A 26,209-nucleotide genomic window follows, 5' to 3' on the forward strand; every position below is an offset into this window, starting at 1 on the left:
GATACACTACCGTTTGCCGCGGGATGGAGCAGCCCGGTAGCTCGTCAGGCTCATAACCTGAAGGTCGTAGGTTCAAATCCTACTCCCGCACCCAAAACACCTTAAAGCCCCACCGCCAAAAGCCGTGGGGCTTTCTGCTGTCAAGCGAACAGTCGCCGAGCCGCAGACCTCGCTATCCGAAAAAACTACTGCGGCGCGGGTGGGACAAACGCTCCTGGGTACGAAAGCGGGCGCAACTCCTGGCTGACAACGGGGTTGAGCCAGGATGAAATCGTCTTCCGCCGACACCGATCTTTCCGCCACGGGCCAACAGGTCCTCGTTGGAGGGCCAGCGCCCGAGCAGGACGACGGCAAGCGTTGGAAAATGCCGGCGGCGGCTGTGGCGGCCGGACTTGCCGAGATGAAGACAAAGCGCTCGCAGGTCGTGGTGTTCATCGCCACCAGCGAACGTCGCGCCGATGAGATTGCGGCGGCGCTCTCGCCGATGGTTAAGGACGCCGAGGTGCTGGTCTTGCCGCCTTGGGACTGCCTGCCCTACGACCGCGCCGCGCCTTCGCGAGAAAGTATGGGGCGGCGGATGGCCGTCTTAGCCGCACTGAACGAAGCCAGCGCATGGCCCGTGTTCCTGGTCGCCTCGCCAGATGCGATCGTGCAGCGGACGCCGTCGCGCGAACGGATCAAAGCCCGCTTGTCGCTCGCGGTGGGCGAGGCGCTGGATCGCGAAGTCCTGGAGTCGTTTCTCAGGGATATGGGCTATGCGGCGGATGAGCGGGTCGACGAACCTGGCGAGTACGCTCTGCTTGGCGCGGTGGTCGACGTCTTCCCGCCCGCGTCTGCAACGCCTTATCGCATCGCCGTGGATGAGGCGGACCGGATCATCGAGACCCACGCCTTCGATCCCGTGTCGCAGCGCCGGGGCGCCGAGATCCAGACGATCTGTCTGACCCCGGCGGCTGAGTGGAGCAACCGGTCGCCCGAGGATGACGAGGCCGATCATCAGGAAACGGGCCCGTCGATCGATGCTGAGACCTCCACGACCCTGTTTGATTTCCTCGTCAAGCCGATGATCCTGACTGACATGGGCGTCGAGGATCGGTTCGAACGCATTCGCGCGCATGTGGCCGAAGCCTATGACACGCGCCTGCGGTTCAGCGAGGGCGCGCGTCCTCCGAAACCCGGCAGCCTCTATTTGACGGAAAAGGACGTTCGGCAGGCGTTGAAAGGCGCCAAACCCCTGAGCGTCGAGGGTTGGGCGCCGACGCCGGCCTTCGCGCTGGAGAAGTCGCCGGGGCGGGCCCTGAAACAGTTCGTTGCTAAGCGGCGCGAGGCGGGCGATCGCATCGTCCTGACGGGATTGCCTCATGAGCACAGGATCATTCTGCGCCTGCTGCGCCGCCACGGTATCGATGCGCCCGTGGTGCTGGAGAGCTGGAGCGCGATCGCACCACTGCAGTCCGGGCAGATCGCCGTCGTGACCGCCGATCTGGACACAGGCTTCCGGCAGTCGGCGGCCGGTCTTGTCGTCCTTACGCCTTCGGACATATTCGGCGGCCGGATCGCGCGAGGATCCGGCGGCACGAACGATGCGTTCGGAGAGACCGAACTGCGGTTGGACGACGTGGTCATCCATGAAGACCACGGTCTAGGCGTCCTGAAGGCTTTGGAGCGGGTCGCTGCCGATGGCGTGGAGCGCGACATGCTGCGCATCGAGTATCACGGCGGTGGGACCATTCTCGCGCCGATCGAGGAGTTCGGCAAAATCTGGCGCTATGGCTCGGAGCCGGACGCGGTGTCGTTGGATCGGCTGAACACCCAAGGATGGCTGAAGCGTCGCGCCAAGGTCAGCGCGCAGATCGACGAGGCCGCGGCCGCCTTGTCCGCCCAGGCCGAGGCGCGCGCGGCGCTAAGGACCGAGCCCATCTCCGCGCCGCGTCAGGCGCTGGCCCGGTTCGCCGCCGGGTTCGCCTTCCCCGAAACGGCCGATCAGGCGCGCGCCATCGAGGCGGTCCTGTCGGACCTGGGATCCGGTAAGCCCATGAACCGGCTCGTCTGCGGTGATGTCGGTTTCGGCAAGACCGAGGTCGCCCTGCGCGCTGCGGCGGCCGTGGCCCTTGCCGGCAAACAGGTCATCGTCGTCGCCCCGACCACCGTCCTGGCGCGCCAGCATTTCGAGGTGTTCAAGAGACGGTTCAAGGACACGGACATTCAAATCGGCCACCTGTCGCGCGCCGCAGACAGCGCAGAGGCGCGGGCGGTCAAGGCAGGGCTGGCGGACGGCTCCATGCGCGTCGTGGTGGGTACGCAGGCGCTGGCGTCGAAAGGGTTAGCGTTTTCCAGTCTTGGGCTTGTCATCATCGATGAGGAACACCGCTTCGGCGCGCAGATGAAATCTGCCTTGGCAGAGAAGGCGCCGCATCTGTTGTCGATGTCGGCCACGCCGATTCCAAGAACCTTGCAGAGCGCCATGGTCGGCATTCAGGACGTCAGCCTGATCGCCAGTCCGCCCGCCCGACGCCGCCCCATCCGAACCTTCATGACCCCGTTCGACGCGGGGGCCGTTCGCCTGTCGCTGATGCGCGAGAAGGCGCGGGGCGGGCAGAGTTTCGTGGTCGTGCCGCGGATCGAGGATATGGAACCCTTGGCAGAACGCTTGAACACCCTGACGCCCGAGCTGTCGGTTGTTTCGGCGCACGGTGACATGTCCCCGTCCGTGATCGACGAGGTTATGAGCCGGTTCTCCGACGGCGAGGGGGACGTGCTCCTGGCCACGAACATCATCGAGACCGGCCTGGATGTGCCGCGCGCCAATACGATGCTGATCTGGCGGCCGGACCGCTTCGGCCTAGCGCAGTTGCATCAGCTGCGCGGGCGTGTCGGCCGGGGGCGCCGCCAGGGCTTCACCTATCTGCTTTCCGATCCCGAAACGCCGATGGCGGCGGCGACGGAAGCGCGCTTGCAGACGCTGGAGGCTCTGGACCGACTGGGGGCGGGCTTCGCGATCAGCGGGCGCGATCTGGACCTGCGCGGCGGCGGCGATCTGGTGGGCGAGGAACAGGCCGGACATGTCAGGCTGATCGGCTCGGCCCTTTACCAGGCCGTCCTGGCTCGGGCGCTCGCGGCTGCCAAAGGCGATCCCGATCCAGACCAAGCTTCTCCCAGTCTGAACGTCGGCGCGACAGGGCATCTGCCGGCGGCCTACATCCCCGACGAAACCGTGCGCATCAATCTTTATGCCCGGTTGGCGCGCGCCACGACGGCGGAAGATGTCGATGCCTTGCGAGACGAAGCCGAAGATCGGTTCGGCTCTTTGCCAGACCCCGCAGAGGATCTGTTCACCGGCCGTCGCCTGGCGGCGCTCGCCCGTGATGCCGGCGTCACGGAAATCGTGTCGGGACCGAAGGCGACGGCGTTGCGGATCGCGGCGGCGCGTCGGCGCGGCATGGAAGCGTCCTTTCCGTTGCGCGATGATCGACGCTGGTCCGAGGATCGCATGATCGTCGACGCCGCCAACGACCAACCACATGACACGGCCTTCATTGAAAAGCTTCTGACCGAATTGGCGGCGGCCTGAGGCCAGGGTGGGTTTTAGCCGGTTTCGATGCGCGGGAGCTGTTTGGTGGCAGCAAGTTCCGTGTTGGCGCTGATCGACCACCTGAGCCATCGCGGCAATTCGTCGTAGAAATGATCCGCGCGGAACCGTCACAGCTGGCTTTGCTTTTCCCTTTCACGGGGATCAGGAGATCCGGCAAGGGGCGAGGGTGCAGGTTTGAGTTGGATGCCGTATTGCGGTCCTGCGCCAGCTTTTGGCGAGTGGCGCTGGAATCTTGATCCGATCTTGCTGGCGATCCTCTTCGCAGCCGCTGGCCTGGTCCTTTGGCGGCTGGAAGGGCGGCGGCGCGGCTACGGACTGGCGGCTGTCGCTGTTTTAGCCGTTGGATTTGTGTCTCCGCTGTGCGCCCTTAGCTCGGCGCTGTTCTCGGCGCGGACGGTGCATCATGTGCTGTTGGTCGGCATCGCCGCGCCCTTGCTGGCGGCGGCTCTGCCCATGAGACGATATGGGTCGCTGATCCTGGCGACGGCGGTGCAGGCGGTGGTGTTCTGGGCCTGGCATGCGCCTGACGCCTATGGCGCCGCCCTGTCGAACGATGCGATCTATTGGGTGATGCAGATCAGTCTGCTGGCGAGCGCCGTCTGGTTCTGGTGCGCGGCGCGGTCGGCGTCTGCGCCGGCGGCGGTCATCGCCCTGTTGGCGGCCATGCTGGCGATGGGCCTGCTTGGGGCGGTGCTGACCTTTGCGGGGCAGGCGGTCTATGCGCCCCATGCTTATTCGACCCTGGCCTGGGGCCTGACGCCGCTGGAGGATCAGCAGGCGGCCGGGCTGATCATGTGGGCGCCGGCGGCGGCGCTGTATCTGTTCGCCGCCCTGTGGCGGCTGGGGCGGATGATCGGCCCTGACGCCGAGGCGCATCCGGCATGATCGAAAGATTGTTCAGGCAGCTGCTGGAATGGGCGGCGGGTCACCATGACGAGGGCCGCTACTCGCCCGTCGGCATCGGCTTCCATTGGGTGATGGCGGGGCTGGTGATCTTCCAGCTCGGCTGGGGCTGGTGGATGGGGCGCCAGCCGGTGGGCGGCGCCATGATGGCCGCCTATGACCTGCATTTCGCAATCGGCGTGCTGATGCTGATCCTGGTGATCGGCCGGCTGTCGTGGCGTTTGCTGGCGCCCGACCTGATCAATGATGCGGACAAGCCGGGTTGGGAAAGCATGGCCGCCCATGTGACCCACTATGTCTTCTACATCTGCCTGTTCGGCCTGCCGCTGTCGGGCTGGGCCATGATTTCGGCGACGGATCGGACGCGTCAGCTGGAGACGTTGGGCTTCATTAAATGGCCGCTGCTGCCGCTGCAGGATCTGTCGAACACCCAGCTATGGGCGATCGAGGCGGCGGCGGAATGGATGCACTGGGGACTGGTCATCACGCTGCTGCTGATGATCCCGATCCACGCCGGCGCGGCGCTCAAGCACCATCTGATCGATAGGGACGACGTGTTTCACGCGATGCTGCCGGTCGTGCCGCTGCTTCGACCGAAGCGGACCCGGTGGCAGCGGCGCTGGCGCGCGCTGGAGAAGCGGGTTGCGTCGACAGCCAGGACGCTACGGCGAGGGCTTCTGGGTCCGAAAGCGATTTGACGGCAGCGGCCATCACGCCACGCGGGTCGTTGCGGCGTTTGCCCGCTTTCCAGCGGTCGATCTGTTCCAGCGTGTAGGCGGCGGGCTGACCGGCGATCTGCGGATTGCCGCCTTGGCCCGAGCCTTGCCCGCGGTCGCCGTGACATGAGGCGCAGGCGACGATGCCGCGCGAAGGGGCGCCGTTTAGATAGATTGTGGGCGCAGGCGCCATCGACGCGGGCATTTGCGTCGGCGGCGCGGGCAGGGCGGCGTAGTAGGCGGCGACTTCGCGTCGGCCCTGCTGGTCCAAGGCCTTGGCGATGCGGGTCATGGCGTCGTCGGGACGCAGGCCCGATGCATAGTCTTCCAACTGCTTTTGCAGATAGCCGGCGTCCAGGCCCGCCAGGCGCGGGGCGGCGACCCCATCCCCGCCGCCGTCCAGGCCGTGACAGGTGAAGCAGGCGTTGGCCGCCCCGCCGGCTCCGCCGCTCATGGCGATAACCTGACCATTCGCCGTGAAGGTGCGATCCGTCTGGCCCGGCGTGGAGTCGCAGGCGGCGAGGCCGGTCAGCAGAACAAGGACGGAAAGGGAGGCGCGCACGGCGGTCCAACACCTGCTTATGGCGAAGGTTCCTTGGGGCGATGCGTCGAGGCTCCATGTCGCAGCCGGGAACCTCCTTCCGACAAGGGGATTGCTCTGGCGAAGCTTTGGGGGGCGGATGGGTTTTCGGACGACGGGCGAGGCGATGGGACGACGGGCGGCGGCCTGTGCGCTGGCGCTCGCCCTGTGCGCCTGCGTGGACAAGTCCGACCTGCCTCGGCCGGTGGTTCAGGCCGATGCGGCCGCCGGATTGGCGGTGATCAAGGAGGTCGGTTGTGCCGCCTGTCACCGGATACCCGGCGTCGCCTGGCCCGAGGGCCGGTCCGGCTCGAACCTAGAGGGGTTCGGCGCGCGCCCCCTGATCGCCGGACGCTTGCCGAACCAGCCTGATGTCCTGATCCGCTGGCTGATCGACGCGCCGTCGATGGACCCCGGAACCGCCATGCCGCCCATGCCCCTGACGCAAGACCAAGCCCGCGACGTCGCGGCCTATCTGTACACGCTCGATGAAGACTGACGCCCCTCCCGGAATCGCCGGCTGGCCGCCGCCCGTGCTGGATCCGGCCGGGCCGTTCGCCGGACCGATCCAGACCGTCGCCTGGGTGCTGTTCATTATGGCGGCGGTGGTCATGGTTGTGGTGGCCGCGGCGCTGGGCATCGCCCTGTTCGGGCCGCGCAAGTGGAAGCGGCGGGTCGGCGGCGAGCGACTAATCTGGATTGCGGGACTGGTCTTCCCGGTGGTCGTTCTGACCGGGCTGCTGGTCTATGGGCTGACCACCACGGCGCGGGTGGCCGATGCGCCCAAGCCGGGCGAAATGCGGGTGCGCGTCACTGGCGAAATGTGGTGGTGGCGCGTCGCCTATCTGGATGGTCAGGGGCGCGAGATCGTGCAGGACGCCAACGAGGTCCACATCCCGGCCGGCCAGCCAGTCGTGTTCGAGCTGGAAAGCGCGGACGTGATCCACAGCTTCTGGGTGCCGCGCCTGGGCGGAAAGACCGACATGATCCCCGGCCGCCGCAACTTCATGCGCCTGCAAGCCGATGCGCCTGGGACCTACGGCGGCCAATGCGCCGAATACTGCGGCGGTCCTCACGCCCTGATGGGGCTGGTGGTCGTGGCCCATGCGCCGGACGACTATGTCGCCTGGTTGGCGCGTCAGTCGCGGCCGGCGGTCGTCGTGCCCTCGGCCCAGGGGCCGCTCGCCTTGATCGACCAGGGGCGCAACGTCTTCGCCGCCTCGGGCTGCGCCGCGTGTCACACCATTCGCGGGACCGAGGCGAACGGTCTGGCGGGACCGGACCTGACCCACGTCGGCTCGCGCCAGACGCTGGGCGCCGGCATCCTGCCGAACAATCAGGGGACGATGGCCGGCTGGATTTCGGACAGCCAGAGCCTGAAGCCCGGCAATCGGATGCCGTCCTATGCCGTCCTGTCGGGCCAGGACGTGCGCGCCGTCGCCGCCTATCTGGAAAGCCTGAAATGAGTTCGGAAACCGGGTTCGATCCCGAACTCTACAAACGCTTCCCCACCACCGAAGCCCGGCCCGAGGGCGAGCTGGAGCAGCTCGACGAGGTCTGGTGCGGCCCGCGGCGGCCGTGGGAGTGGATCACGGCGATCAACAACAACTACATTGGCGTCTACTACGTCGGCGCGGCCATGCTGTTCTTCGTGCTGGCAGGCGTCCTGGCGCTGTTGATGCGCACACAGTTGGCCCTGCCGATGACGGGCTTCCTGGCGCAGGAAACCTACAACCAGATCTTCACCATGCACGGCACGGTGATGATGTTCCTGTTCGCGGTGCCCGCGGTCGAGGCGCTGGGCGTGCTGTTGCTGCCGCAGATGCTGGGGGCGCGCGACCTGCCGTTCCCGAGGCTGAGCGCCTACGCCTTCTGGGCCTATCTGGTCGGGGGGCTGTGCTTCTTCGCCTCGCTGTTCTTCGGTCTGGCGCCGAATGGCGGCTGGTTCATGTATCCGCCGCTGACGTCGACGACTTACTCGCCGGGCATCAACGCCGACTTCTGGCTCTTGGGCATCGGCTTCATCGAGATTTCGGCCATCGCCGGCGCCATCGAGATCATCGTCGGGGTGCTGAAGACGCGGGCGCCGGGCATGACGCTGGACAAGCTGCCGATCTTCGCCTGGGCCATGCTGATCTTCGCCTGTATGATCATCATCGCCTTCCCGTCGATCATTTTGTCGACCCTGCTGCTGGAGCTGGAACGCGCCCTGGGCTGGCCCTTCTTCGATGCGGCCAAGGGCGGCGACCCCATGCTGTGGCAGCATCTGTTTTGGTTCTTCGGCCACCCCGAGGTCTACATCATCTTCCTGCCGGCGGCGGGGGCGATGTCGACCCTGATCCCGGCGGTGGCCCAGACCAAGCTGGTCGGATACCGGCTGGTGGTCCTGGCCATGCTGGCGACCGGCTTCATCAGCTTCGGCGTCTGGGCGCACCACATGTTCACCACGGGCATGCCGCAGATCTCGATCAACTATTTCAGCGCCGCCTCTATGGCCGTCAGCGTGCCGGCGGGGGTGCAGGTCTTCGCCTGGATCGCCACCCTGGCGGCGGGCAAGATGCGGTTCAACACGCCCGGCCTGTTTGCCGTCGGGGGGCTGGTGATCTTCGTCATGGGCGGGGTGACCGGGGTGATGGTCGCCATGGTGCCGTTCGACTGGCAGGCCCACGACAGCTATTTCATCGTTGCCCACCTGCATTACGTCCTGATCGGCGGGATGGTCTTCCCGCTGTTCGCCGCCATCTACTACTGGACGCCGATGTCCAGCAGCCGGCCGCTCAGCGAGCGGTGGGGCAAGTGGATCTTCTGGCTGATGTTCGTCGGTCACAACGTCACCTTCATGCCCATGCACCTGACCGGGCTGATGGGCATGCCGCGCCGGGTCTATACCTATCTGCCGGATCGGGGCTGGGACCTGCCCAATATGATCTCGACCGTCGGCTCCTTCATGTTCGGCCTGGCGGTGGTGCTGTGGATGATCGACATGATCCGCAACTTCCGGCCCTTCGGCGAGAAGGACGCGGGCAATATCTTTGGCGGGCCAGGGCTGGAGTGGCTGCCCGCCGGCCGCTACTCGCTGCGGTCCGTCCCGGTGATCAAGAGCCTGTATCCGGTGTGGGACCAGCCGAACCTGGCGCGCGATGTCGAGGCCGGCCGCTACTTCCTGCCCGGCGCCCCGCGCGGCGAGCGAGAAACCATGATCACAAGTCCGATCAACGCCGAGCCTCAATATCTCCAGCGGATGCCCCGGCCGTCCAGCTGGTATGTCTGGGGCGCGATCTTCACCGCCGGATTCTTTTTGATCCTGACGATCCAGGCCTATGTCGCCTCCTTGGTCAGCGGCGTGCTGGCTGTCTACTGCATCCTCAAATGGTGCTGGGGACTGGATCGGCCCGGCGGTCCCGCGACGGTGGACGTCGGCGGCGGTGTGCGACTGCCGACCTATGTGTCCGGCCCCAGCAGTCACGGCTGGTGGGCGATGGTCATCACCCTGATCGTGTCGGGCATGGTCGCGATCATGGCCTGCTTCTCCTACGTTTTCCTGTGGAGCCGGCGGCCGGACCTGTGGCAGGCGCCGCCTGAGATCGGCTCGCTGCCTTTGACCCTGGGTCTGCTGGCGGCCGCCGGACTCGGCGCCTGGGCCTCGCAAGGCGCGCTGAAGCTGGACCGGCCGCGCAGCGCCGGCATCGCCGCCATTCTGATGCTGGTCGCTACCCTGGCGGCGGGCGGCGCCTTTGCGGCCGAGGCCTCGGCCTGGTGGAGCTCGGGCCTTCGCCCCAACGCCTCCAGCCAGGGCGCGACCGTCTACGCGCTGTTGGCCTGGCAGGGGACATTCGTCGGCATTTCATTGTTGATGGGGCCGTTCGTCCTGCTGCGCTGGCTTTGCGGCCTGGTGTCGTCCCGCCATCCGGCGACGTTCGAAGTGGTCGCCCTGTTCGTAGCCTTCACAGCGGTTCAGGGCGCGGCGACGACCCTTCTGATCCGCCTGTTCCCAGGCGTCGGCGCATGAGGTTCTGGCTGCTGATGCTGGGCGGCCTCCTGATCTGGGCCGCGCATTTCATGGGCCTGTATCTGCTATCCAGCGCCGCCGACGTGGCGCGTGGGGATGCTGGCGCCTGGAACGTCGCCGGCTATGGCTTCAGCCTGGTTTGCCTGCTGGCCATTGCGGCCTTGTGTTGGAAAAGCCTGATCGCCCTGCGTACGAAGCCTGAGCCAACTCAAGCCTTCGGCTTGCGCGTAGCAATCGCCGCAGGTCTGCTCTCCGGGATCGGCGTCATCTTTCAAACCTTGGTGTTGATCGTGGGCGCCTGAAGGTTTGTGGCCGTGACCTCCACGACCGACTTGTCCGCCGTCAAGTAGCCAATAGCGGCTCCATTCTGTGCCGCAGGTGTTTTTACGACAATGACTGGCGCTTCTATTTATCCCATGACGCCCGATGGCCGATATTTTGTGGTGCGGGGTCGGCTTTGGCGGTGCTCAAATCCCAACCTGACGGCTGAAAGGCGCGATCAGCTGGTGAGTGACCTGATGTCAGCGCGTCGGGCGGTGCGCTCAGCCTTGGCGTCAGAGGACAGCAATGCCTTGGCTGTCGCTCGGCGGAGCGTGCACGAAGCCAAGGTCGGACTGGGTGAGAGGGGGCCGGTTTGGTGGGCCTATGGCTCGCCCGATCTCAATCGGCGCATGGTTCGAAATACGTCTTATAAAGACTGGTTCAAGGGTTTGGGCGGCACGCAGGAATGACGTAATGGGCTGTTAGATCGAAGCGTAGAACACGATGTTCAGACCGCGATGGCGGAACTGGCCGCCGGTCCGCGCGCTTGCCTGAGGTCGATAGGGATTGCTCGCCATGACATTTAAAGCACGTGAATTGCGATCGATGGTGGACGACGGGGGCGGATTGATCCTGTCGCTTGAAGACGTCGTCCTCAATGAGCCCGGACCGGACGAAATCATCGTTCGGGTCGAAGCAGCCCCAATCAATCCGAGCGATTTAGGTTTGCTGCTAGGGCCTGCGGACGCGGCTTCTATTCGTTTAGATCGTTCAGGTGGCCGGCTGCGGCTTCGGCTTGACATACCGGCGCCGCGGCGGGGCGGCGTCGCCGGCCGGATCGGTCAGTCGCTCCCGGTCGGCAATGAAGGTGCGGGGACCGTCATCGCCGCCGGCGATCAGGCCAAGGACTGGATCGGCCGTCGGGTCGGCATGATCGGGGGCGGCATGTACGCCGATCTGAGAAAGATCAAAACGCGCGACGCCCTGCCGCTTCCCGAGGGCGTGACGGCCGCTCAAGGCGCGGCGCTGACCGTCAATCCGATGACCGCGCTCGGCTTCGTAGAGACTGCCAGGGCCGAAGGACATTCCGCGATCGTCCATACTGCGGCCGCGTCCAGTCTGGGTCAGATGCTTCAGCGGGTATGCGCGCAAGATGGCGTGCCGCTGGTCAATATCGTGCGTTCTGACGATCAGGTGCGATTGTTGAAGGATGCGGGGGCGAGCCATGTCCTGAACAGCCACGATGAGGACTTTCGAACCCAACTCGTTGACGCCGTCACTGAAACCGGGGCCACAGTCGCGTTCGACGCCATCGGCGGCGGATCGCTGGGCAACGAAATCATGCGGGCGATGGAACGTGGCGCGGTCAACCGCATGACCGAATACAGCCGGTATGGATCGTCGATGTTCAAACAACTGTATGTGTACGGCGCGCTCGACACTTCGCCGATGGTGCTGGACAGGCTGGCGTTTGGTTTCCAGTGGAGCGTATCCGGTTGGCTGCTCACACCCTTCATGCAGAAGGCCGGCGCCGAAACGATTTCTCGAATGCGTAAGCGAGTCTTCGACGAACTGACCACCACCTTCGCGACGCGTTATACACGCACGATCGGGCTCGCCGAAGCGTTAGAGCCCGAGGTTTTGCGCGCCTACGAGCACAAGGCGACGGGCGAGAAGTTCCTGATCGATCCGAGATTGGATTGAACATCAATCACCGAAGTCGCCGGGAGACCGTCATCTTCGTCAGATCGTCGGCGCCGTCAAAATAGAATGCTATAAACTTCTCGCGACAACGAGGTCTGTCCCGCTTCGTCGCTCTGTCGCAATCTTTTAGCCCGCGTACCAATCGCGGAGCATTATCCGGGTGGCTCTCTTGGAGCTAAACTGCTCCACTCCTTCGTCGGGAGTGATAGAGAGTGGGCATGTTGAAAGTCCGCGCGCTGCTTACGGCCTGTGCCGACCGTCCCACCAGTTCAGCCTGCTCTGGCTGTGGCGCGCGCGCCTTCAGCATCTGCGCCGCGTTGTCGGAGGCCGATCTTGGGCAATTGGACTCCATCGCCGAGCGGGTCGTGCTGGCGGCGGGCGATGTCATGGCGAACGAGGCCGAACCGGCCGTGAACGTCTTCAACATCACATCGGGCGCGGTCCGGATTTACAAGCTGCTGCCTGATGGTCGCCGCCAGATCACCGGTTTCCTGTTCGCCGGGGATTTCATTGGACTGACGGCGGGGGCGACCTACGCCTTCTCTGCTGAGGCGATTGAGGACACGACCGTGTGTCGCTTCCGGGCCTCGGAGTATCGCGCCTTGGCGCGAGAGCGGCCCAGTCTGGAAGCGGCCTTGCTGAGCCGGGCGATGCATGAGCTGACGGCGGCGCAGGATCAGATGCTTCTGCTCGGTCGCAAGACCGCGCGTGAACGCTTGGCCAGCTTTCTGGTGACGATGCTTTCGCGCGATCCCTTGCGTCCGTCCGGCGATAACGCTGTGCGACTGCCGATGACCCGATCCGAGATCGCGGACTATCTCGGACTGACGATCGAGACCGTCAGTCGCGAGCTGACCAAGTTGAAGACCAGCGGGGTCATTCATGCCGTCTCTCTGCACGACTTGCGGATCGAGCGCCCTGACCGCCTGAAAGACATGGCGAACGGCGCATCCTAGGCGGCCAAATCATCCGGAGGGCAGGTCAGACGAAGATGTCCGTCGCTGCCCAGCCCTTCGACCCGAATGGAGCGGTCGCAGAGCGCCATCGGCGACGCCCGGTGGCTGACCAAGATCAGGCCTTGCCCCCGCGCGACCAAGCGGTTCTGAAGGCGGCCCAGGACCTGGGCCTCCGTCGCGGCGTCCAGGCCTTCCGTCGGTTCGTCCAGCACCAGCCAGGGCGCATCGCGCAGATAGGCGCGCGCCAGGCCAAGGCGCCGTCGCTCCCCGCCGGATAGCCGCTCGCCGTTCGGTCCGACCGGGGTATCCAGCCCCAGCGATTCGGCGCGAACTCGGTCGCCCAGCGCCGCGTCGTCCAGCGCCGCCCACAGGGCTGCATCGTGGGCGGGCCCTGCCAGCAGCAGGTTCTCGCGCACCGATCCGTTCAGCAGACGAACGTCCTGGGCCGCATAGGCGAACAACTGGCGCCGATCCTCCGGCGCGATGTCCACGGCGTCTATTCCAACCAGCCGCATCTCGCCGGCCTGGGGCGTCCGCAGCCCGATCAGGCGTTCGATCAGCGTCGTCTTGCCAGCGCCGGATGGCCCCAAGACGCCGAGGCGATAGGGCGGCGCGAGCTCAGCGCCAAGGTTTGCGAGACCGAGCGCCGCGCCGCTGGGCGCCTGGCCATGACAGGGGGAGGCCGTGGGCATGGCGGCGTCGAGGCGAGACAGGGCCTGGGCGGCGGAGCCGTTCTGGTGGAGGGCGACGACCAGTCCCCCGGCGGATTCGACGCCCATGACCGCCGCCAGAGCTGCCAGTGCGATCAGAGGCAGATCGGCGGGGAATGCGGCGGGGATGACGACGCCGACCGCGAGGGCGCTCGCCGCCGCCTGCCACACGGCCATCCAGCCGCCCGAGCGGGTCAGGGCGATCTGCGCCGCGTCGTGATCGGCGGCGACCTGCGCGACCTGCGCGCACGCCCAGTCGTCAAGACCGTAGGCCTTCAGCTCGGGCGCGGCGGCCTCCAATGCGGCGAGGCGATCCTTTACCGCGCCTGCGCCGGTCTGCACCGCTCGGCCGGCGGGATCGGCGAGGCGGCGGGCAATTAGAACGCCGCCCAGAACGGCTACAATCATCACGACGAACAGGGCCGCGCCGGCCAAGGGGGAGGCGAGGCCGGCCAGCAACACGGCGGAAACGGCGCCGGCGCCCAGGCTCCAGGGCGCCGAGCGGCGCACGAAGAGGGTCTGAACCGCGTCCACGTCCTGAACCAATCGGGCGGAGACCTCACCGGACGACAGGTTCAGTGCGCGCTCGGCCGGGCCTGTGGCGAGGGCGTCGAACAACTGTGGGCGCAGGCGGGCCAGCGCCTTCAGGGCAGCCTCATGGCCCGCAAAGCGCTCAACATAGCGCCCGCCGGTGCGGACGATGGCCAGCAGGCGGATGATGGCGCTGGGCATCATGTAGTTGAAGCTCTGGGCGGCCGCCGCGCTCGCCAGGCCCGCAAAGGCTGCGCCCGTGATGAACCACCCCGACAGCCCCAATAGACAGACGGCCGCCAATGAGACGACAGCGCCGCCGGCCGCAGCGAGTTGAAGTCGGGCGCGTTGGGCTTGAATCTGCGCGGCGATCAGGCCGGCGATGCGCGACGGGACTCTCATAACGTCACCACGCGGTCGGCCAGGGCGGCGACGGCTGGCGAGTGGGTGGCGATCAGGGTGGTGCGGCCGCGCGCGGCTTGACGGATGACGTCCAGTATGGCGTGTTCGGAGACCGGATCCAGATTGGCGGTCGGCTCGTCGAGCACGAGAAGCGGCGCCCGCTTCAGGATGGCGCGGGCGAGGCCCAGGCGACGGCGTTCGCCGCCCGAAAGGCCGCCGCCGCGCTCGTCGATGCGGCGATCCAGATCGCCGGACAGGCCGGCCGTGCGCGCCGCCATGACGATGCGGCCGGGGCAGGCGGTGCGATCCGCCAGGGCGATGTTCTCGGCCAGGGTCCCAGGCGTCACGATCGGGTGCTGGCTGGCCCAGGCGACCCGCCCGGCGATATCGCCGCACTGGCTGAGCCGCGCGCCGCCCACCTCGACCTCGCCGCGCGTCAGGGGCGCGAGGCCGAGCAGCAGATGCAGGAGGCTGGACTTGCCCGCGCCGCTGGCGCCCATCACCGCCACGATCTGGCCCGGCGCAATGTCGAGGTCGAACCCGTCGATGACTGGCGCTGAGCTTTCATAAGCGATGGCGACATCGCGGAAATGGATGGCGGGCGCCAGGTCGCCGATGGGCGTGCGCTGGGCGGGGCGCGGGTCTGGCGTGATCAGGGACGGAGCTGCTGCCTCGGCGGCCTGGCGATCATGATAGGCGGCCGCCAGGCGGCGCAGCGGCGCATAGACTTCGGGCGCCAGGGCCAGAACGAAGAAGGCGCGCGACAGGTCCAGGGTCTCGGGAACCGGAAAGGGCAGCAGCCGCAACAGGTTGAAACCGCAATAGACGGCGATCAGCGCGACCGACAAAGCCGAGAAGAATTCCAGCACGCCCGACGACAGGAAGGCGATGCGCATGACCCTGGCTGTCCGGCGCTCCAGCTCGTCCGAGGCCTGGGCGATCTGCACCGTCGTGCGGCCCACGGCGTCGAAGGCGAGAATGGCGGGCAGGGTGCGGATACGGTCGATGAACAGGCCGGACAGCCGCTCAAGCGCCTGAAACTGACGACGGCTTTCGCCTGCCGCGGCCGTGCCCGCCAGGGCCATGCCGACGATGAACGGGAACAGGGTGAACAGCAGGATGCCCGCCGACACCGGGCTGGCGATCGCGGCGGCGGCGATGATCAGCAGCGGCGAAACCCCGGCAGCGAGGCGCAGAGGAGCAAACCGCGAAAAGTAGCCGTCCACCGCACCGACCCCCTCGACCAGGGCCGTCATCTGCGCGCTGGATCGCCGTCCTCGCCCGAACAGGTCCGACAGCAGTCGGCCTCGGACATCGGTCTTTATCGCCCGACCCAACTTCGCTCCGACGCTCACGGCGGCCTGGCCGATCAGGCCCCGCGCGGTCAGACTGAATACGGCTAAAGCCAGCCACGGCGCGGCGGCGGCTGGCGATACGGGCAGCCTGGAAATCGTCAGGGCCAGGCCTGCCGCGAAGCCGATCGCAGGCGCGACGTCCGCAATGGTCAGCACGCCGGTCAGCAGCGTCAGCCGCCTCCACGGACGACCGATCTGCTTCAGCCAGGCGGCCGCAGAGGCAGGGGCGATTGGCACGGCGCTCATCAACGGACTCCAGCGCTCGGCGCAGGCCGCGCGCCATTGGGCAAAACGTCGTTGGACGAAATGTCCAAGGACCAAGCGTCCAATAGGGGCCGGCGTTTGTCGGCGCTTTGATCGAGATCAAGGCGGGCGTCCTGCCCACCTTCTACGGCCATCGAAACGTCGGTCGAGCAGACCGATTCCTCGGAGCAACGCCATGATCGACCTCGCGGTCGTCGACCTGTCCCGGCTGCAGTTCGCGCTGACGGCCCTTTACCACTTCCTCTTCGTGCCCCTGACGCTGGGGCTGTCGTTCATGCTGGTCATCATGGAGTCGATCTATGTGATGACCCGCCGGCCCATCTGGCGGACGATCACCCGGTTCTGGGGCGTCTGCTTCGGCATCAACTTCGTGCTGGGCGTCGCGACCGGCATCACCATGGAGTTTCAGTTCGGCATGAACTGGAGCTACTACAGCCACTATGTCGGCGACATCTTCGGCGCGCCGCTGGCCATCGAAGGGCTGATGGCCTTCTTCCTGGAGGCGACCTTCGTCGGCCTGATGTTCTTCGGCTGGGACAAGCTGAAGCCGCACGCCCACTTGTTCGTCACCTTCATGGTCGCGCTGGGCACTAATCTGTCGGCCCTGTGGATCCTGATCGCCAACGGCTGGATGCAGAACCCGGTCGGCGCCGCCTTCAATCCCGACACGATGCGGATGGAGGTCACGGACTTCATGGCCGTGTTGTTCAACCCGGTGGCCCAGGCCAAGTTCGTTCACACCGTCTCGGCCGGCTATGTCTGCGCCTCGGTCTTCGTTCTGGGCGTCTCGGCCTTCTATCTGCTGCGTGGCAAGCACGTCGGCTTCGCCAAGCGGTCGATGACGGTCGCCTCGGCGTTCGGTCTGGCGGCGTCGCTGTCGGCCGTCGTGCTGGGCGACCAGTCCGGCTACAATCTGACCGATAACCAGAAGATGAAGCTCGCCGCTCTGGAGGCCATGTGGCACACCGAGCCTGCGCCCGCCGGTCTGACGCTGATCGGCGTTCCCTCGATGAAGGACCGCGAGACCCATTTCGGCGTTCACGTGCCGTGGATCATGGGGCTGATCGCGACCCGCACCATCGACAAGCCCGTCGAAGGCATCTTCGAACTGGTCGCCACGGCCGAGGACCGCATCGAATCCGGCGTCATCGCCTATGATGCGCTGGAGAAGGTCAAGGCGAACCCGGCCGATCCCGTCGCGCGCGGCGTGTTCGAGACCCACCGCCGCGACCTGGGCTATGGCCTGCTGCTGAAGCGCCACGTCGCCGATCCCCGCCAGGCCACGCCGGCGCTGATCCAGCAGACGGCATGGGAGACGGTGCCGAACGTCCCGGCCCTGTTCTGGAGCTTCCGCATCATGGCGGGCATCGGGATGTTCATGATCGCCCTGTTCGGTACGGCCTTCGTGCTCTGCACCCTGCGCAAGCATCATACGAAGTGGTTCCTGCGGTTAGCCGTCCTGGCCATCCCGCTGCCATGGATCGCCATCGAGTTCGGTTGGATCTTGGCCGAGTTCGGCCGCCAGCCCTGGGCGGTGGAGGGCGTGCTGCCCACATTCCTGGGCGCCTCGTCCCTGACCGTGCCGCAGCTTTGGGCCACGATCGTCGGCTTCACCCTGCTGTATGGCGCGCTGGCGGTGGTCGAGGTGCGGCTGATGCTCTTCGCCATCAAGAAGGGGCCGTTCCACGAACAGGAGACGTTCGGCGAACCCAGCCCCGAAGCGCCCGCCGAGCGCGTTCCCGCGCCCGCCGTGGCCTGACCCAAGACCTTAGGACATCCGACAATGGATCTTCCCCTCGACTTCGCCACGCTTCGCCTGATCTGGTGGGGGCTGCTGGGCGTGCTTCTGATCGCCTTCGCCCTGACCGACGGTTTCGACCTGGGCGTCGGCGCCCTTCTACCCTTCGTCGCCAAGACGGATGAGGAGCGCCGCATGGTGATCAACACCGTCGGCGCCACATGGGAAGGCAACCAGGTGTGGTTCATCCTGGGCGGCGGCGCGATCTTCGCCGCCTGGCCCTTCGTCTACGCTGTCAGCTTCTCGGGCTTCTACCTGGCCATGTTCCTGGTGCTGTCCGCGCTGATCCTGCGGCCGGTGTCGTTCAAATATCGCTCCAAGCGGACGTCGCCGAAGTGGCGGTCGTTCTGGGACTGGTGCCTGTTCATCGGCGGCTTCGTTCCGGCTCTGGTGTTCGGCGTCGCGGTGGGCAACGTCCTGCTGGGCGCGCCCTTCCATCTGGATGGCGACCTGCGGTCCTTCTACGACGGTACGCTGCTCGGCCTGTTCACCCCCTTCAGCCTGATCGCCGGCCTGTTGTCGGTGGCCATGCTGGTCCTGCACGGCGCGGCCTGGCTGTCGGTCAAGGCCGAGGCCGGCCCGGTGATGGAGCGGGCGCGCCTGTTCGGGACGGTCGCTGCTGTTCTGGCCCTGATCCTGTTTGCGGTCGGCGGACTTTATGTCGCCTATGGCGGCCTGGGCTACCGGATCACCGGCGCGCTGGACGTCAACGGCTTCTCCAATCCGCTGCGCACGACGGTTCAGGCCGCGCCCGGCGCCTGGCTGGACAACTACGGCCGCTATCCGTGGATGCTGATCGCACCGGCCCTGGGCTTCCTGGGCGCGCTGGTCGGCTTGGTCGGCATGTGGCGGCGGTCCGCGCCCCTGGCGTTCGGCGGATCGTCACTGTCGGCCGTCGGCATCATCTCCACCGTCGGCCTGTCGATGTTCCCGTTCATCCTGCCCAGCTCGGTCAATCCTCAGTCCAGCCTGACGGTGTGGAACGCCTCGTCCAGCCATCTGACCCTGTTCATCATGCTGATCTGCACGGCGATCTTCCTGCCTCTGGTGCTGCTCTACACCGCCTGGGTCTATCGCGTGCTGTGGGGCCGGACGTCGACCGCCGCCCTCAAGACCAATCCCGACCTGTACTGAGCCTTGGGAGCGCAGAACCATGTGGTATTTTTCCTGGATCCTGGGGCTCGGCCTGGCCGTCGGTTTCGGCGTGCTGAACGGCCTGTGGCACGAGTTCCATCTGTTTGACGAAGGCGACGCCGGCCTGTCCACGCCCGACGCATCGAAAGAGGGCGATGTTCCTCTCTAGCCCCGCGCGCCTGTCCGTTCGCGACCTGATCGCGCGCTATGACGCCCATGCGCCACGCTATACCTCCTATCCGACGGCGGCCCAGTTCACGCCTGCCGTCGGACCCGGCGAGTGGGCCGATTGGCTGGGGCGCGCGCCCTCCGATCAGCCGTTCTCGCTGTATCTGCACCTGCCGTTCTGCAAGCGGCTGTGCTGGTACTGCGGCTGCAACACCCGGGCGGTGAACCGGGCGGGCGTCATTTCCAGCTATGTCGATCTGCTGCTGCGCGAGGCGGATCTGGTTCTGGCCCGGATCGGCCGACCGGTCCGTGTTGGCTCGATCCATCTGGGCGGCGGCACCCCGAACATGCTGTCGCCGGACGATCTGGAACGACTGTTCGCCGGTCTGTCCGCGCGGTTCGACCTAGGCGACTGTTTCGAGGTCGCCGCCGAGTTGGATCCCGAAGTCCTGACGCAGGAGTGGGTCGAGGCGGCGGGCCGCATCGGCCTGAGCCGCGCCAGTCTGGGGGTGCAGGACCTGTCGCCGCGTGTCCAGGCGGCGGTGAACCGGCCCGAGCGTTTCGAGACCATCCGCTGGGCGGCCGAAGCCTTGCGGGGGCAGGGCGTGACCTCCCTCAACCTGGATCTGATGTACGGCCTGCCGCTTCAGGCCGTCGAGAACGTCATCACCACCCTGGGCCAGGTCACGACGCTGAGGCCCGAACGGATCGCCCTGTTCGGCTATGCCCATGTCCCGTGGATGAAGCCGCATCAGCGGTTGATCAACGACGCCGACCTGCCGGATGCCGAAGCGCGCTTCGCCCAAAGCCAGGCGGCGGCGCGCTATCTGGTCGGTAAGGGATGGCAGGCGATCGGGCTGGATCATTTCGCCCTGCCGCACGACGGGTTGGCGGTGGCGGACCGGGCCGGACGCCTGCATCGCAACTTCCAGGGCTACACCACCGACGCCGCAGAGGTGCTGATCGGCCTGGGCGCCTCGTCGATCAGCCGCACGCCCAAGGGTTTCGTTCAAAACCACGCGCAGGAACTTGACTGGCGCCGCGCTGTCGAGGCCGGCGACCTACCCGTCGCGCGAGGCGTCGCCCTGACCGAAGGCGACGCGTTCGTGAGCGAGATTATCGAGCGGCTGATGTGCGATTTCGTCGTTGATCTTGCGCCCATCGTTCGACGTCGCGGTCGAGGCCTGTCGGACGTCGCCGGCGCCTGGTCCCTGTTGGAGCGCTTCGTCGACGATGGTCTGGTGCGGATCGAGGGGACGGTGGTGGCGGTGACCGACCTCGGCCGTCCGTTCGTCAGGGCGGTTTGCGCCGCCTTCGATCCCTGTGCGGCGGCTCTTCAGCAAAGGCATGCGCGGGTGGTGTGAGTGGACAGATTGTCCACCCCCTGAACGATTTGCGCTGGATCAAGGCCGAGGCGTCCACCGGGGCGCACACCCTGCTCAGACGCCTGACGAAGGCCGCACGAGGCGGCCAGGGCGTCGGGGATCAGAAGATGAATACCAAGACCCTGCTGCTTGCCGCCGTCGCCTTCACCGCATGCGCCGCGCCAGCCCTCGCTCAGACATCCGTTGCCTGGGAGGCGCCGCAGAAGGGCGACTTCCTGGTGAGCGGGCGCGTTACCGACGTCTTCTCCCAAGCCGATGACGCCATCACCACAGCCGCGGGCGCCGACACCGGCCTGAAGGTGGATGTGGGCGACAGCGTCATGCCGACCCTGGGCTTCACCTACTTCCTGACCGATCACCTCGCGGTCGAGGCGATCCTGGGCACGACCCAGCACGAGATTCGCGCCCAAGGCGGCGCGACGGACGTGGCCGTGCATGAGACCTGGGTCCTGCCGCCGGTGGTCACCCTGCAATACCGCCCGCTGAGTCAGGGCCGCGTCAGCCCCTATGTCGGCGCGGGCGTGAATTACATGCTGTTCTACAGCGGCAAGGACAAGAACGGCTTCACCGTCGATCTGGACGACGGTTTCGGCTACGCGCTCCAAGCGGGCGCGGACGTCGGCATTCAGGGGCCCTGGAGCCTAAACCTTGACGTCAAGAAGGTCTGGTTCGAAACCGACGCCAAGATCAACGACGGCGCCCTGAAGTCCAGCGTGACCCTCGATCCGTGGGTCTTGTCGTTGGGCGTCAGCCGCAAGTTTTAGCTGGAGCCCCTAGGGGTCGCCGACCTTTGTCCCATTGACTGAAACACCGATGCGGCGCTCTTTTTCCGAAAGAGCGCCAGGGAACATCAATGGTCGCGCAAACGGGAAACGGCCACGGCAAGCTGATAAAACAGGCGCTGGACGCCGCCGGAGGTGAGGCGCGTTCGGCCCTGGCGGCGTCATGGCGACGGTCGATGTCGCTTTATGGGCTCGATCCCGAGGATGAAGGCCGACCGAACACCCTGACAGACCAGGAGTTGCGCGAAGCCCGTGACGCCATGGAGCCGATGACAAGGGCGGCTCAGGATTCGCTTGACCGCCTGTTCCTGGCTGTCGGCGACACCGGATGCTGTGTTCTTCTCACCAACGCTGAAGGGGTGACCCTGGAACGGCGAGGCGCAGCGGCGGATGATGAAATCTTCCGCCGCTGGGGCTTATGGCCCGGCGCGGTCTGGTCTGAGGCGGTTGAGGGTACAAACGGCATCGGCACGGCTTTGGCCGAGCGTCGGCCGCTGACCATACATCGCGATCAGCATTTTCACACCCGTAACACGGCGCTGAGTTGCACCAGCCATCCCATCTACGGTCCAACAGGGCGGCTGGCGGGCTTGTTGGACGTCTCGTCGTGCCGGGCCGATGCGACGCAGGGCGTATTGGGGTTGATTGCGGCGGCGGTGGCGGATGCTGCGAGAGCGATCGAGGCGCAAACCTTCCGGCAGGCCTTTCCCCACGCGCGCATCGTGCTGACCGACGATGCGGCCGGACGAAACACGGCGGCTCTGCTGGCGGTTGACCAGGACGATCTGGTGGTTGGAGCGACGCGGGCCGCACGCCTTGCGCTCGCGATCACCGACGACCGGATCGCGAACCAGCTCGCGGCATCGGAGGTGCTGGGCGTAGGCCCCGTAGAAGCCGATCTTCTGAACGCCGAACGCGGCGCGGTGCGTCGCGCGCTAGCCTTGAGCGGCGGCAATGTCTCGGCGGCCGCGCGCGCGCTCGGGGTCAGCCGCGCGACCCTGCACCGTAAGCTGCACCGGCTAGGCCTCTGTAACGCACCTTAGCAAGTGATCTGTCGCAGTTATGCGACAGGTTTGCGCCGCAGCATGGCAGCGGCGTATGGCGTTACGCTCTCGGCGGGATGACCTTCTGATCCAACGACGTCGACAATCGACGCCAGAGGACAACGCAGGAGGCCTTCATGACCAAGCCCGAATTCATTCGCGCCGCGACCCCCAAATTCAAGGCGCGCTACGACAACTTCATCGGCGGACGCTGGGTCCAGCCCGTCAACGGCCGCTATTTCGAGAACACCTCGCCGGTGAATGGCCGGGTCCTGTGCGAGGTCGCACGATCGAACGCGGCCGACGTCGAACTGGCTCTGGACGCCGCTCACGCCGCCAAGGACGCCTGGGGGCGAACCAGCGTCGCCGAACGCGCCGTCCTCCTGAACAAGATCGCCGACCGGATCGAGGCCAATCTGCAAGCCGTCGCAGAGGCGGAGACTTGGGACAACGGAAAGCCTGTGCGCGAGACGACGGCCGCCGACATCCCCCTCGCGATCGACCATTTCCGCTATTTCGCCGGCTGCATCCGGGCCCAGGAAGGCGGAATCTCGGAACTGGACCACGATACGGTCGCCTATCACTTCCACGAGCCGCTTGGCGTGGTGGGGCAGATTATCCCCTGGAACTTCCCAATCCTGATGGCGGCCTGGAAAATCGCCCCGGCCCTGGCGGCGGGCAACTGCATCGTGCTGAAGCCGGCAGAACAGACTCCGGCGTCTATCCTCGTGGTGATCGAACTGATCCAGGACCTGCTGCCGGCCGGCGTGCTGAACATCGTGTCGGGCACGGGGGCCGAGGTGGGCGAGCCGTTGGCCACCAATCCTCGCATCGCCAAGATCGCCTTCACCGGCTCGACCGCCGTCGGCCAAAAGATCATGGGCTATGCGACCCAGAACCTGATCCCGGTGACGCTGGAGCTCGGCGGCAAGTCGCCGAACATCTTCTTCAAGGATGTGATGGATCACGACGACGCCTATCTGGACAAGGCGCTGGAAGGGTTCGCCATGTTCGCGCTCAATCAGGGCGAGGTCTGCACCTGCCCCAGCCGCGCTTTGATCCATGAGGACATCTATGAGGCCTTCATCAAAAAGGCGATCGCCCGGGTGGAGTCCATCGTCCAAGGCGACCCTCTGGATCCGGCGACCATGGTGGGGGCGCAGGCGTCGACCCAGCAGCTCGACAAGATTCTCGGCTACCTGAAGCTCGGCAAAGAGGAGGGCGCTGAGGTTCTGACCGGCGGCGATCAGGCCGCGCTCAAAGACGATCTGGCCGGCGGCTATTACATCAAGCCCACCGTGTTCAAAGGCACCAACGACATGCGGATCTTCCAAGAGGAAATCTTTGGTCCGGTCCTGGCGGTGACGACCTTCAAAACCTTCGAAGAGGCTATGAAAATCGCCAACGACACCGAATACGGCCTGGGCGCCGGGGTGTGGTCGCGCGATATGAACACTGCTTACCGCGCCGGTCGCGCCATACAGGCGGGCCGCGTCTGGACCAACTGCTACCACCACTATCCTGCCCATTCGGCCTTCGGCGGCTACAAGAAGTCGGGCATTGGGCGGGAGAACCACCGCATGATGCTGGACCACTATCAGCAGACCAAGAACCTGCTTGTCAGCTACAGCCCCGACAAGCTGGGCTTCTTCTGATCTGCGCGCAGGATGGCCGATCTAGGATTGGCCATCCTGCATGTAGACATTTTGAGGCCCGCTGGGTTTCAGGCTTCGATCGCGAAGGAATGGCGCGGGGAAAGAGGGTTACAGCAAAGGGCTTGGATCGCAACAAATATTATTTCGAGTACTGCATGCTACTGTGCCCTATCGGGAGCGCTCCCCTAACCAAAAGCTTTCGGGCGTCTGGTGATGAGATGCGATCCAAGGGCTGTTAACCGAGCGAAATCTTACCGTAGCATCCTGGTCATTTTCGACCCCCCCGACGCCGAGGTCGTATTCCAGCATCATCGGTCTTTGCGCCATCAGGCTCGTATTTGCAGTTCTCGGTTGGAGGCCTCCGGCAGTACTATTTGAATACGCTGCTTAAAGGTGAGTGATCCGGACAGAGGAATGCGAGGCGAACACGCAACAGGTGAACCATTTCCCGTTCAGACGGTTAGCCAAGCCAGACTTTACGGAGAGGGCTGGCATGAGCACCCATGGACTGAAGGATGCGGTCGTTCGACCGTTGCATTGGCTATTGCTGGCGTTCCCGATCGCGCTGTTCACCTTCGCCCTGGTCACCGACATCGCCTATCTGAAGACGGCCGAGGTCCAGTGGACGAACTTCTCGGCCTGGCTGATCACCGGAGCGCTGGTGTTCGGCGGTGTCGCAGGCCTGTTTTCGATCTTTGATTTCGTAGTCGGCCTGCGCCACGGGCGGTCACGGCGGGCGACGGTGCATCTGGTCGCGCTCGCGCTGGCCTGGGTGCTGGGGCTGGTGAACGCCTTCAAACACAGCCAGGACGCCTGGAGCTCTGTCGGAGCCTTCGGTCTGATCCTGTCGATCCTCTGCACAATCCTGGTCCTGGTCGCCGGCTGGACCGCCTATGCCGCGCGGGAGAGCGTCCGATGAACAAGAACCTGCTCGCCGCCAGCGCCGCCACCCTGGCCATGGCCCTGACGGTCGCATCCTGCGGCAACGCCAGCGATCCGAAACTGAATCAGACCGGCGCGACGCCCGACCTGCCGAAGGTCAACGAGACGCTAGTGCCGCCGATGAAGATCAGCCCGCCGGCAGGCTGGAACGGCGAGACGCCGACGGTGCCGCAGGGCTTTACGATCAGCGCCTTCGCCACAGATCTCAAGATTCCGCGTCAGATGCTGGTCCTGCCCAACGGCGACGTCCTGATCGCCGAGGGGCGCGGCGGCCATGCGCCCGCCATGCGGCCCAAGGATGTGATCGCCGGCGTCATCAAGAAGCAGGGCAACACCAAGATCAAAGGCGGCAACCGCATCACCCTGGTGCGCGACGCGAACAACGATGGCACGCCCGAACTGCGGACCGTTCTCGTGGACAACCTCGATGCGCCCTACGGCCTGGCCTATGTCGACGGCTATCTCTATGTCGCCGAACAGGGAGCGCTGGTTCGCTTCGCCTTCCAGCCGGGCCAGACCGGCATTGCGACGCCTGCCGAGCGAGTGACCGAGCTGCCGTCGCGCATCAACCACCACTGGACCAAGTCCCTGACCGCCAGCGCGGACGAGTCGAAGCTGTATGTCGGCACCGGCTCGAACTCCAACATCGGCGAGCGCGGCATGGCGGTCGAGGAAGAGCGCGCTACCGTGTGGGAGATCGACCGGGCGACCGGCGCACGGCGCACGATCGCCACCGGCATTCGCAATCCAACGGCCCTGGCCATCGAGCCCACGACCAATCTGTTGTGGTCTGTGGTCAATGAGCGGGACGAACTGGGGCCGCAACTGGTCCCGGACTATCTGACCCAGGTGCGGGACGGGGCCTTCTACGGCTGGCCCTACAGCTATTGGGGCCAGAACCGGGATCCGCGCGTGATGCCGCAGAACCCCGAGATGGTCGCCAAGGCCATCCGGCCGGACTACGCCCTGGGATCGCACGTCGCCGCCCTGGGCTTGGACTTCGCCCGGAATGGCGGCTTTGGCGGGCCGTTCGCCAACGGCGCCTTCATCGGCATGCACGGCAGTTGGAACCGCCAGGATCCGTCCGGCTACAAGGTCGTCTGGGTGCCGTTCAACGCCGGCCGTCCGGCGGGTCAGCCCATCGACTTCGCCACAGGCTTCCTGAAGGACGGCAAGGCGCGCGGACGCCCGGTCGGCGTTGCGTTCGATGGGAACAAACGTGTGCTGTTCATTGCCGACGACCTGTCGAATACAGTTTGGCGGATTGCTCCCACCTAATAAGCGAAGGGTTGGTTACCACTCACCAACGATCTGGTCGC

The 26,209-nt window shown here is 65.9% G+C and carries 20 protein-coding genes, 1 tRNA gene and 1 pseudogene; 19 read left to right on the plus strand and 3 right to left on the minus strand.

What is annotated here, in order from left to right; all coding sequences use genetic code 11:
- The first annotated feature begins 17 nt into the window (after positions 1 to 17).
- From ABIC32_RS14045 to ABIC32_RS14060, 4 genes are all read left to right on the plus strand, one after another.
- Positions 18 to 94: transfer RNA gene (locus ABIC32_RS14045), tRNA-Met, on the plus strand.
- Between the two features lie 171 nt (positions 95 to 265).
- Positions 266 to 3,571 (plus strand): DEAD/DEAH box helicase, encoded by a 3,306-nt coding sequence (locus ABIC32_RS14050; RefSeq protein ID WP_354074592.1) that lies wholly within the window; start codon positions 266 to 268, stop codon positions 3,569 to 3,571.
- 264 nt (positions 3,572 to 3,835) lie between these two features.
- Entirely contained in the window at positions 3,836 to 4,477 is a 642-nt protein-coding gene (locus ABIC32_RS14055) for a cytochrome c oxidase assembly protein (RefSeq protein ID WP_354074593.1), read from the plus strand.
- Positions 4,474 to 5,193, plus strand: a complete 720-nt coding sequence (locus ABIC32_RS14060; RefSeq protein WP_354074594.1) for a cytochrome b — start codon at positions 4,474 to 4,476, stop codon at positions 5,191 to 5,193. Before ABIC32_RS14055 ends, ABIC32_RS14060 begins: the two co-directional genes overlap by 4 nt.
- Before the next feature lie 7 nt (positions 5,194 to 5,200).
- Here ABIC32_RS14060 and ABIC32_RS14065 read toward each other — a convergent pair.
- Positions 5,201 to 5,665 (minus strand): annotated as a pseudogene (locus ABIC32_RS14065) (c-type cytochrome); the annotation flags it as partial.
- A gap of 226 nt (positions 5,666 to 5,891) precedes the next feature.
- On the opposite strand from ABIC32_RS14065, the gene ABIC32_RS14070 reads away from it, so the two are divergent.
- From ABIC32_RS14070 to ABIC32_RS14095, 6 genes are all read left to right on the plus strand, one after another.
- A complete protein-coding gene (locus ABIC32_RS14070) occupies positions 5,892 to 6,290 on the plus strand; it encodes a c-type cytochrome (RefSeq protein ID WP_354074595.1) in 399 nt (132 codons plus the stop codon).
- Positions 6,280 to 7,257: a cytochrome c oxidase subunit II gene (gene coxB, locus ABIC32_RS14075; RefSeq protein WP_354074596.1), complete on the plus strand. Its 978-nt coding sequence runs from the start codon at positions 6,280 to 6,282 to the stop codon at positions 7,255 to 7,257. The genes ABIC32_RS14070 and coxB overlap by 11 nt, the downstream gene beginning before the upstream one ends.
- Entirely contained in the window at positions 7,254 to 9,800 is a 2,547-nt protein-coding gene (locus tag ABIC32_RS14080) for a cbb3-type cytochrome c oxidase subunit I (RefSeq protein ID WP_354074597.1), read from the plus strand. Before coxB ends, ABIC32_RS14080 begins: the two co-directional genes overlap by 4 nt.
- The gene (locus tag ABIC32_RS14085) at positions 9,797 to 10,102 is read left to right on the plus strand and encodes a hypothetical protein (protein ID WP_307510465.1); all 306 of its coding nucleotides are present in this window, start codon (positions 9,797 to 9,799) and stop codon (positions 10,100 to 10,102) included. The genes ABIC32_RS14080 and ABIC32_RS14085 overlap by 4 nt, the downstream gene beginning before the upstream one ends.
- 535 nt (positions 10,103 to 10,637) lie before the next feature.
- Positions 10,638 to 11,765 carry a zinc-binding dehydrogenase gene (locus ABIC32_RS14090; RefSeq protein WP_354074598.1) on the plus strand — a complete coding sequence of 376 codons (1,128 nt, stop codon included), beginning with the start codon at positions 10,638 to 10,640 and terminating at the stop codon, positions 11,763 to 11,765.
- Positions 11,766 to 11,983: 218 nt separating this feature from the next.
- Positions 11,984 to 12,721 carry a helix-turn-helix domain-containing protein gene (locus ABIC32_RS14095; RefSeq protein WP_354074599.1) on the plus strand — a complete coding sequence of 246 codons (738 nt, stop codon included), beginning with the start codon at positions 11,984 to 11,986 and terminating at the stop codon, positions 12,719 to 12,721.
- Here the strand turns inward: ABIC32_RS14095 and ABIC32_RS14100 are convergent.
- Positions 12,718 to 14,364 carry an amino acid ABC transporter ATP-binding/permease protein gene (locus ABIC32_RS14100; RefSeq protein WP_354074600.1) on the minus strand — a complete coding sequence of 549 codons (1,647 nt, stop codon included), beginning with the start codon at positions 14,362 to 14,364 and terminating at the stop codon, positions 12,718 to 12,720. The genes ABIC32_RS14095 and ABIC32_RS14100 overlap by 4 nt on opposite strands.
- Positions 14,361 to 15,965, minus strand: a complete 1,605-nt coding sequence (cydD, locus tag ABIC32_RS14105) for a thiol reductant ABC exporter subunit CydD (RefSeq protein WP_354074601.1) — start codon at positions 15,963 to 15,965, stop codon at positions 14,361 to 14,363. Before cydD ends, ABIC32_RS14100 begins: the two co-directional genes overlap by 4 nt.
- 196 nt (positions 15,966 to 16,161) lie before the next feature.
- Between cydD and ABIC32_RS14110 the strand changes: the two genes are divergently transcribed.
- The 9 genes from ABIC32_RS14110 (at position 16,162) to ABIC32_RS14150 (ending at position 26,168) form a co-directional block, all read left to right on the plus strand.
- Positions 16,162 to 17,742: a cytochrome ubiquinol oxidase subunit I gene (locus ABIC32_RS14110; protein WP_354074746.1), complete on the plus strand. Its 1,581-nt coding sequence runs from the start codon at positions 16,162 to 16,164 to the stop codon at positions 17,740 to 17,742.
- 24 nt (positions 17,743 to 17,766) lie between these two features.
- Positions 17,767 to 18,915, plus strand: coding sequence for a cytochrome d ubiquinol oxidase subunit II (gene cydB, locus ABIC32_RS14115; RefSeq protein ID WP_354074602.1), 1,149 nt, complete (start codon positions 17,767 to 17,769; stop codon positions 18,913 to 18,915).
- Between the two features lie 19 nt (positions 18,916 to 18,934).
- Positions 18,935 to 19,084, plus strand: a complete 150-nt coding sequence (gene cydX / locus ABIC32_RS14120; RefSeq protein WP_017504187.1) for a cytochrome bd-I oxidase subunit CydX — start codon at positions 18,935 to 18,937, stop codon at positions 19,082 to 19,084.
- Positions 19,071 to 20,447: an oxygen-independent coproporphyrinogen III oxidase gene (gene hemN / locus ABIC32_RS14125; RefSeq protein WP_354074603.1), complete on the plus strand. Its 1,377-nt coding sequence runs from the start codon at positions 19,071 to 19,073 to the stop codon at positions 20,445 to 20,447. Before cydX ends, hemN begins: the two co-directional genes overlap by 14 nt.
- 128 nt (positions 20,448 to 20,575) lie before the next feature.
- On the plus strand, positions 20,576 to 21,232 hold the full coding sequence (locus ABIC32_RS14130) for an OmpW/AlkL family protein (RefSeq protein ID WP_354074748.1): 657 nt from the start codon (positions 20,576 to 20,578) through the stop codon (positions 21,230 to 21,232).
- Between the two features lie 89 nt (positions 21,233 to 21,321).
- Positions 21,322 to 22,293, plus strand: a complete 972-nt coding sequence (locus tag ABIC32_RS14135) for a helix-turn-helix domain-containing protein (RefSeq protein WP_354074604.1) — start codon at positions 21,322 to 21,324, stop codon at positions 22,291 to 22,293.
- Positions 22,294 to 22,430: 137 nt separating this feature from the next.
- Positions 22,431 to 23,948, plus strand: coding sequence for an acetaldehyde dehydrogenase ExaC (exaC, locus tag ABIC32_RS14140; RefSeq protein WP_199059165.1), 1,518 nt, complete (start codon positions 22,431 to 22,433; stop codon positions 23,946 to 23,948).
- Positions 23,949 to 24,441: 493 nt separating this feature from the next.
- Positions 24,442 to 24,867, plus strand: coding sequence for a DUF2231 domain-containing protein (locus ABIC32_RS14145; protein WP_307510481.1), 426 nt, complete (start codon positions 24,442 to 24,444; stop codon positions 24,865 to 24,867).
- A 38-nt stretch (positions 24,868 to 24,905) separates the two neighbouring features.
- On the plus strand, positions 24,906 to 26,168 hold the full coding sequence (locus ABIC32_RS14150; protein WP_502909353.1) for a PQQ-dependent sugar dehydrogenase: 1,263 nt from the start codon (positions 24,906 to 24,908) through the stop codon (positions 26,166 to 26,168).
- Positions 26,169 to 26,209 lie beyond the last annotated feature (41 nt).

The organism is Brevundimonas sp. 1080, assembly GCF_040545985.1.
Taxonomy (GTDB): Bacteria; Pseudomonadota; Alphaproteobacteria; order Caulobacterales; family Caulobacteraceae; genus Brevundimonas.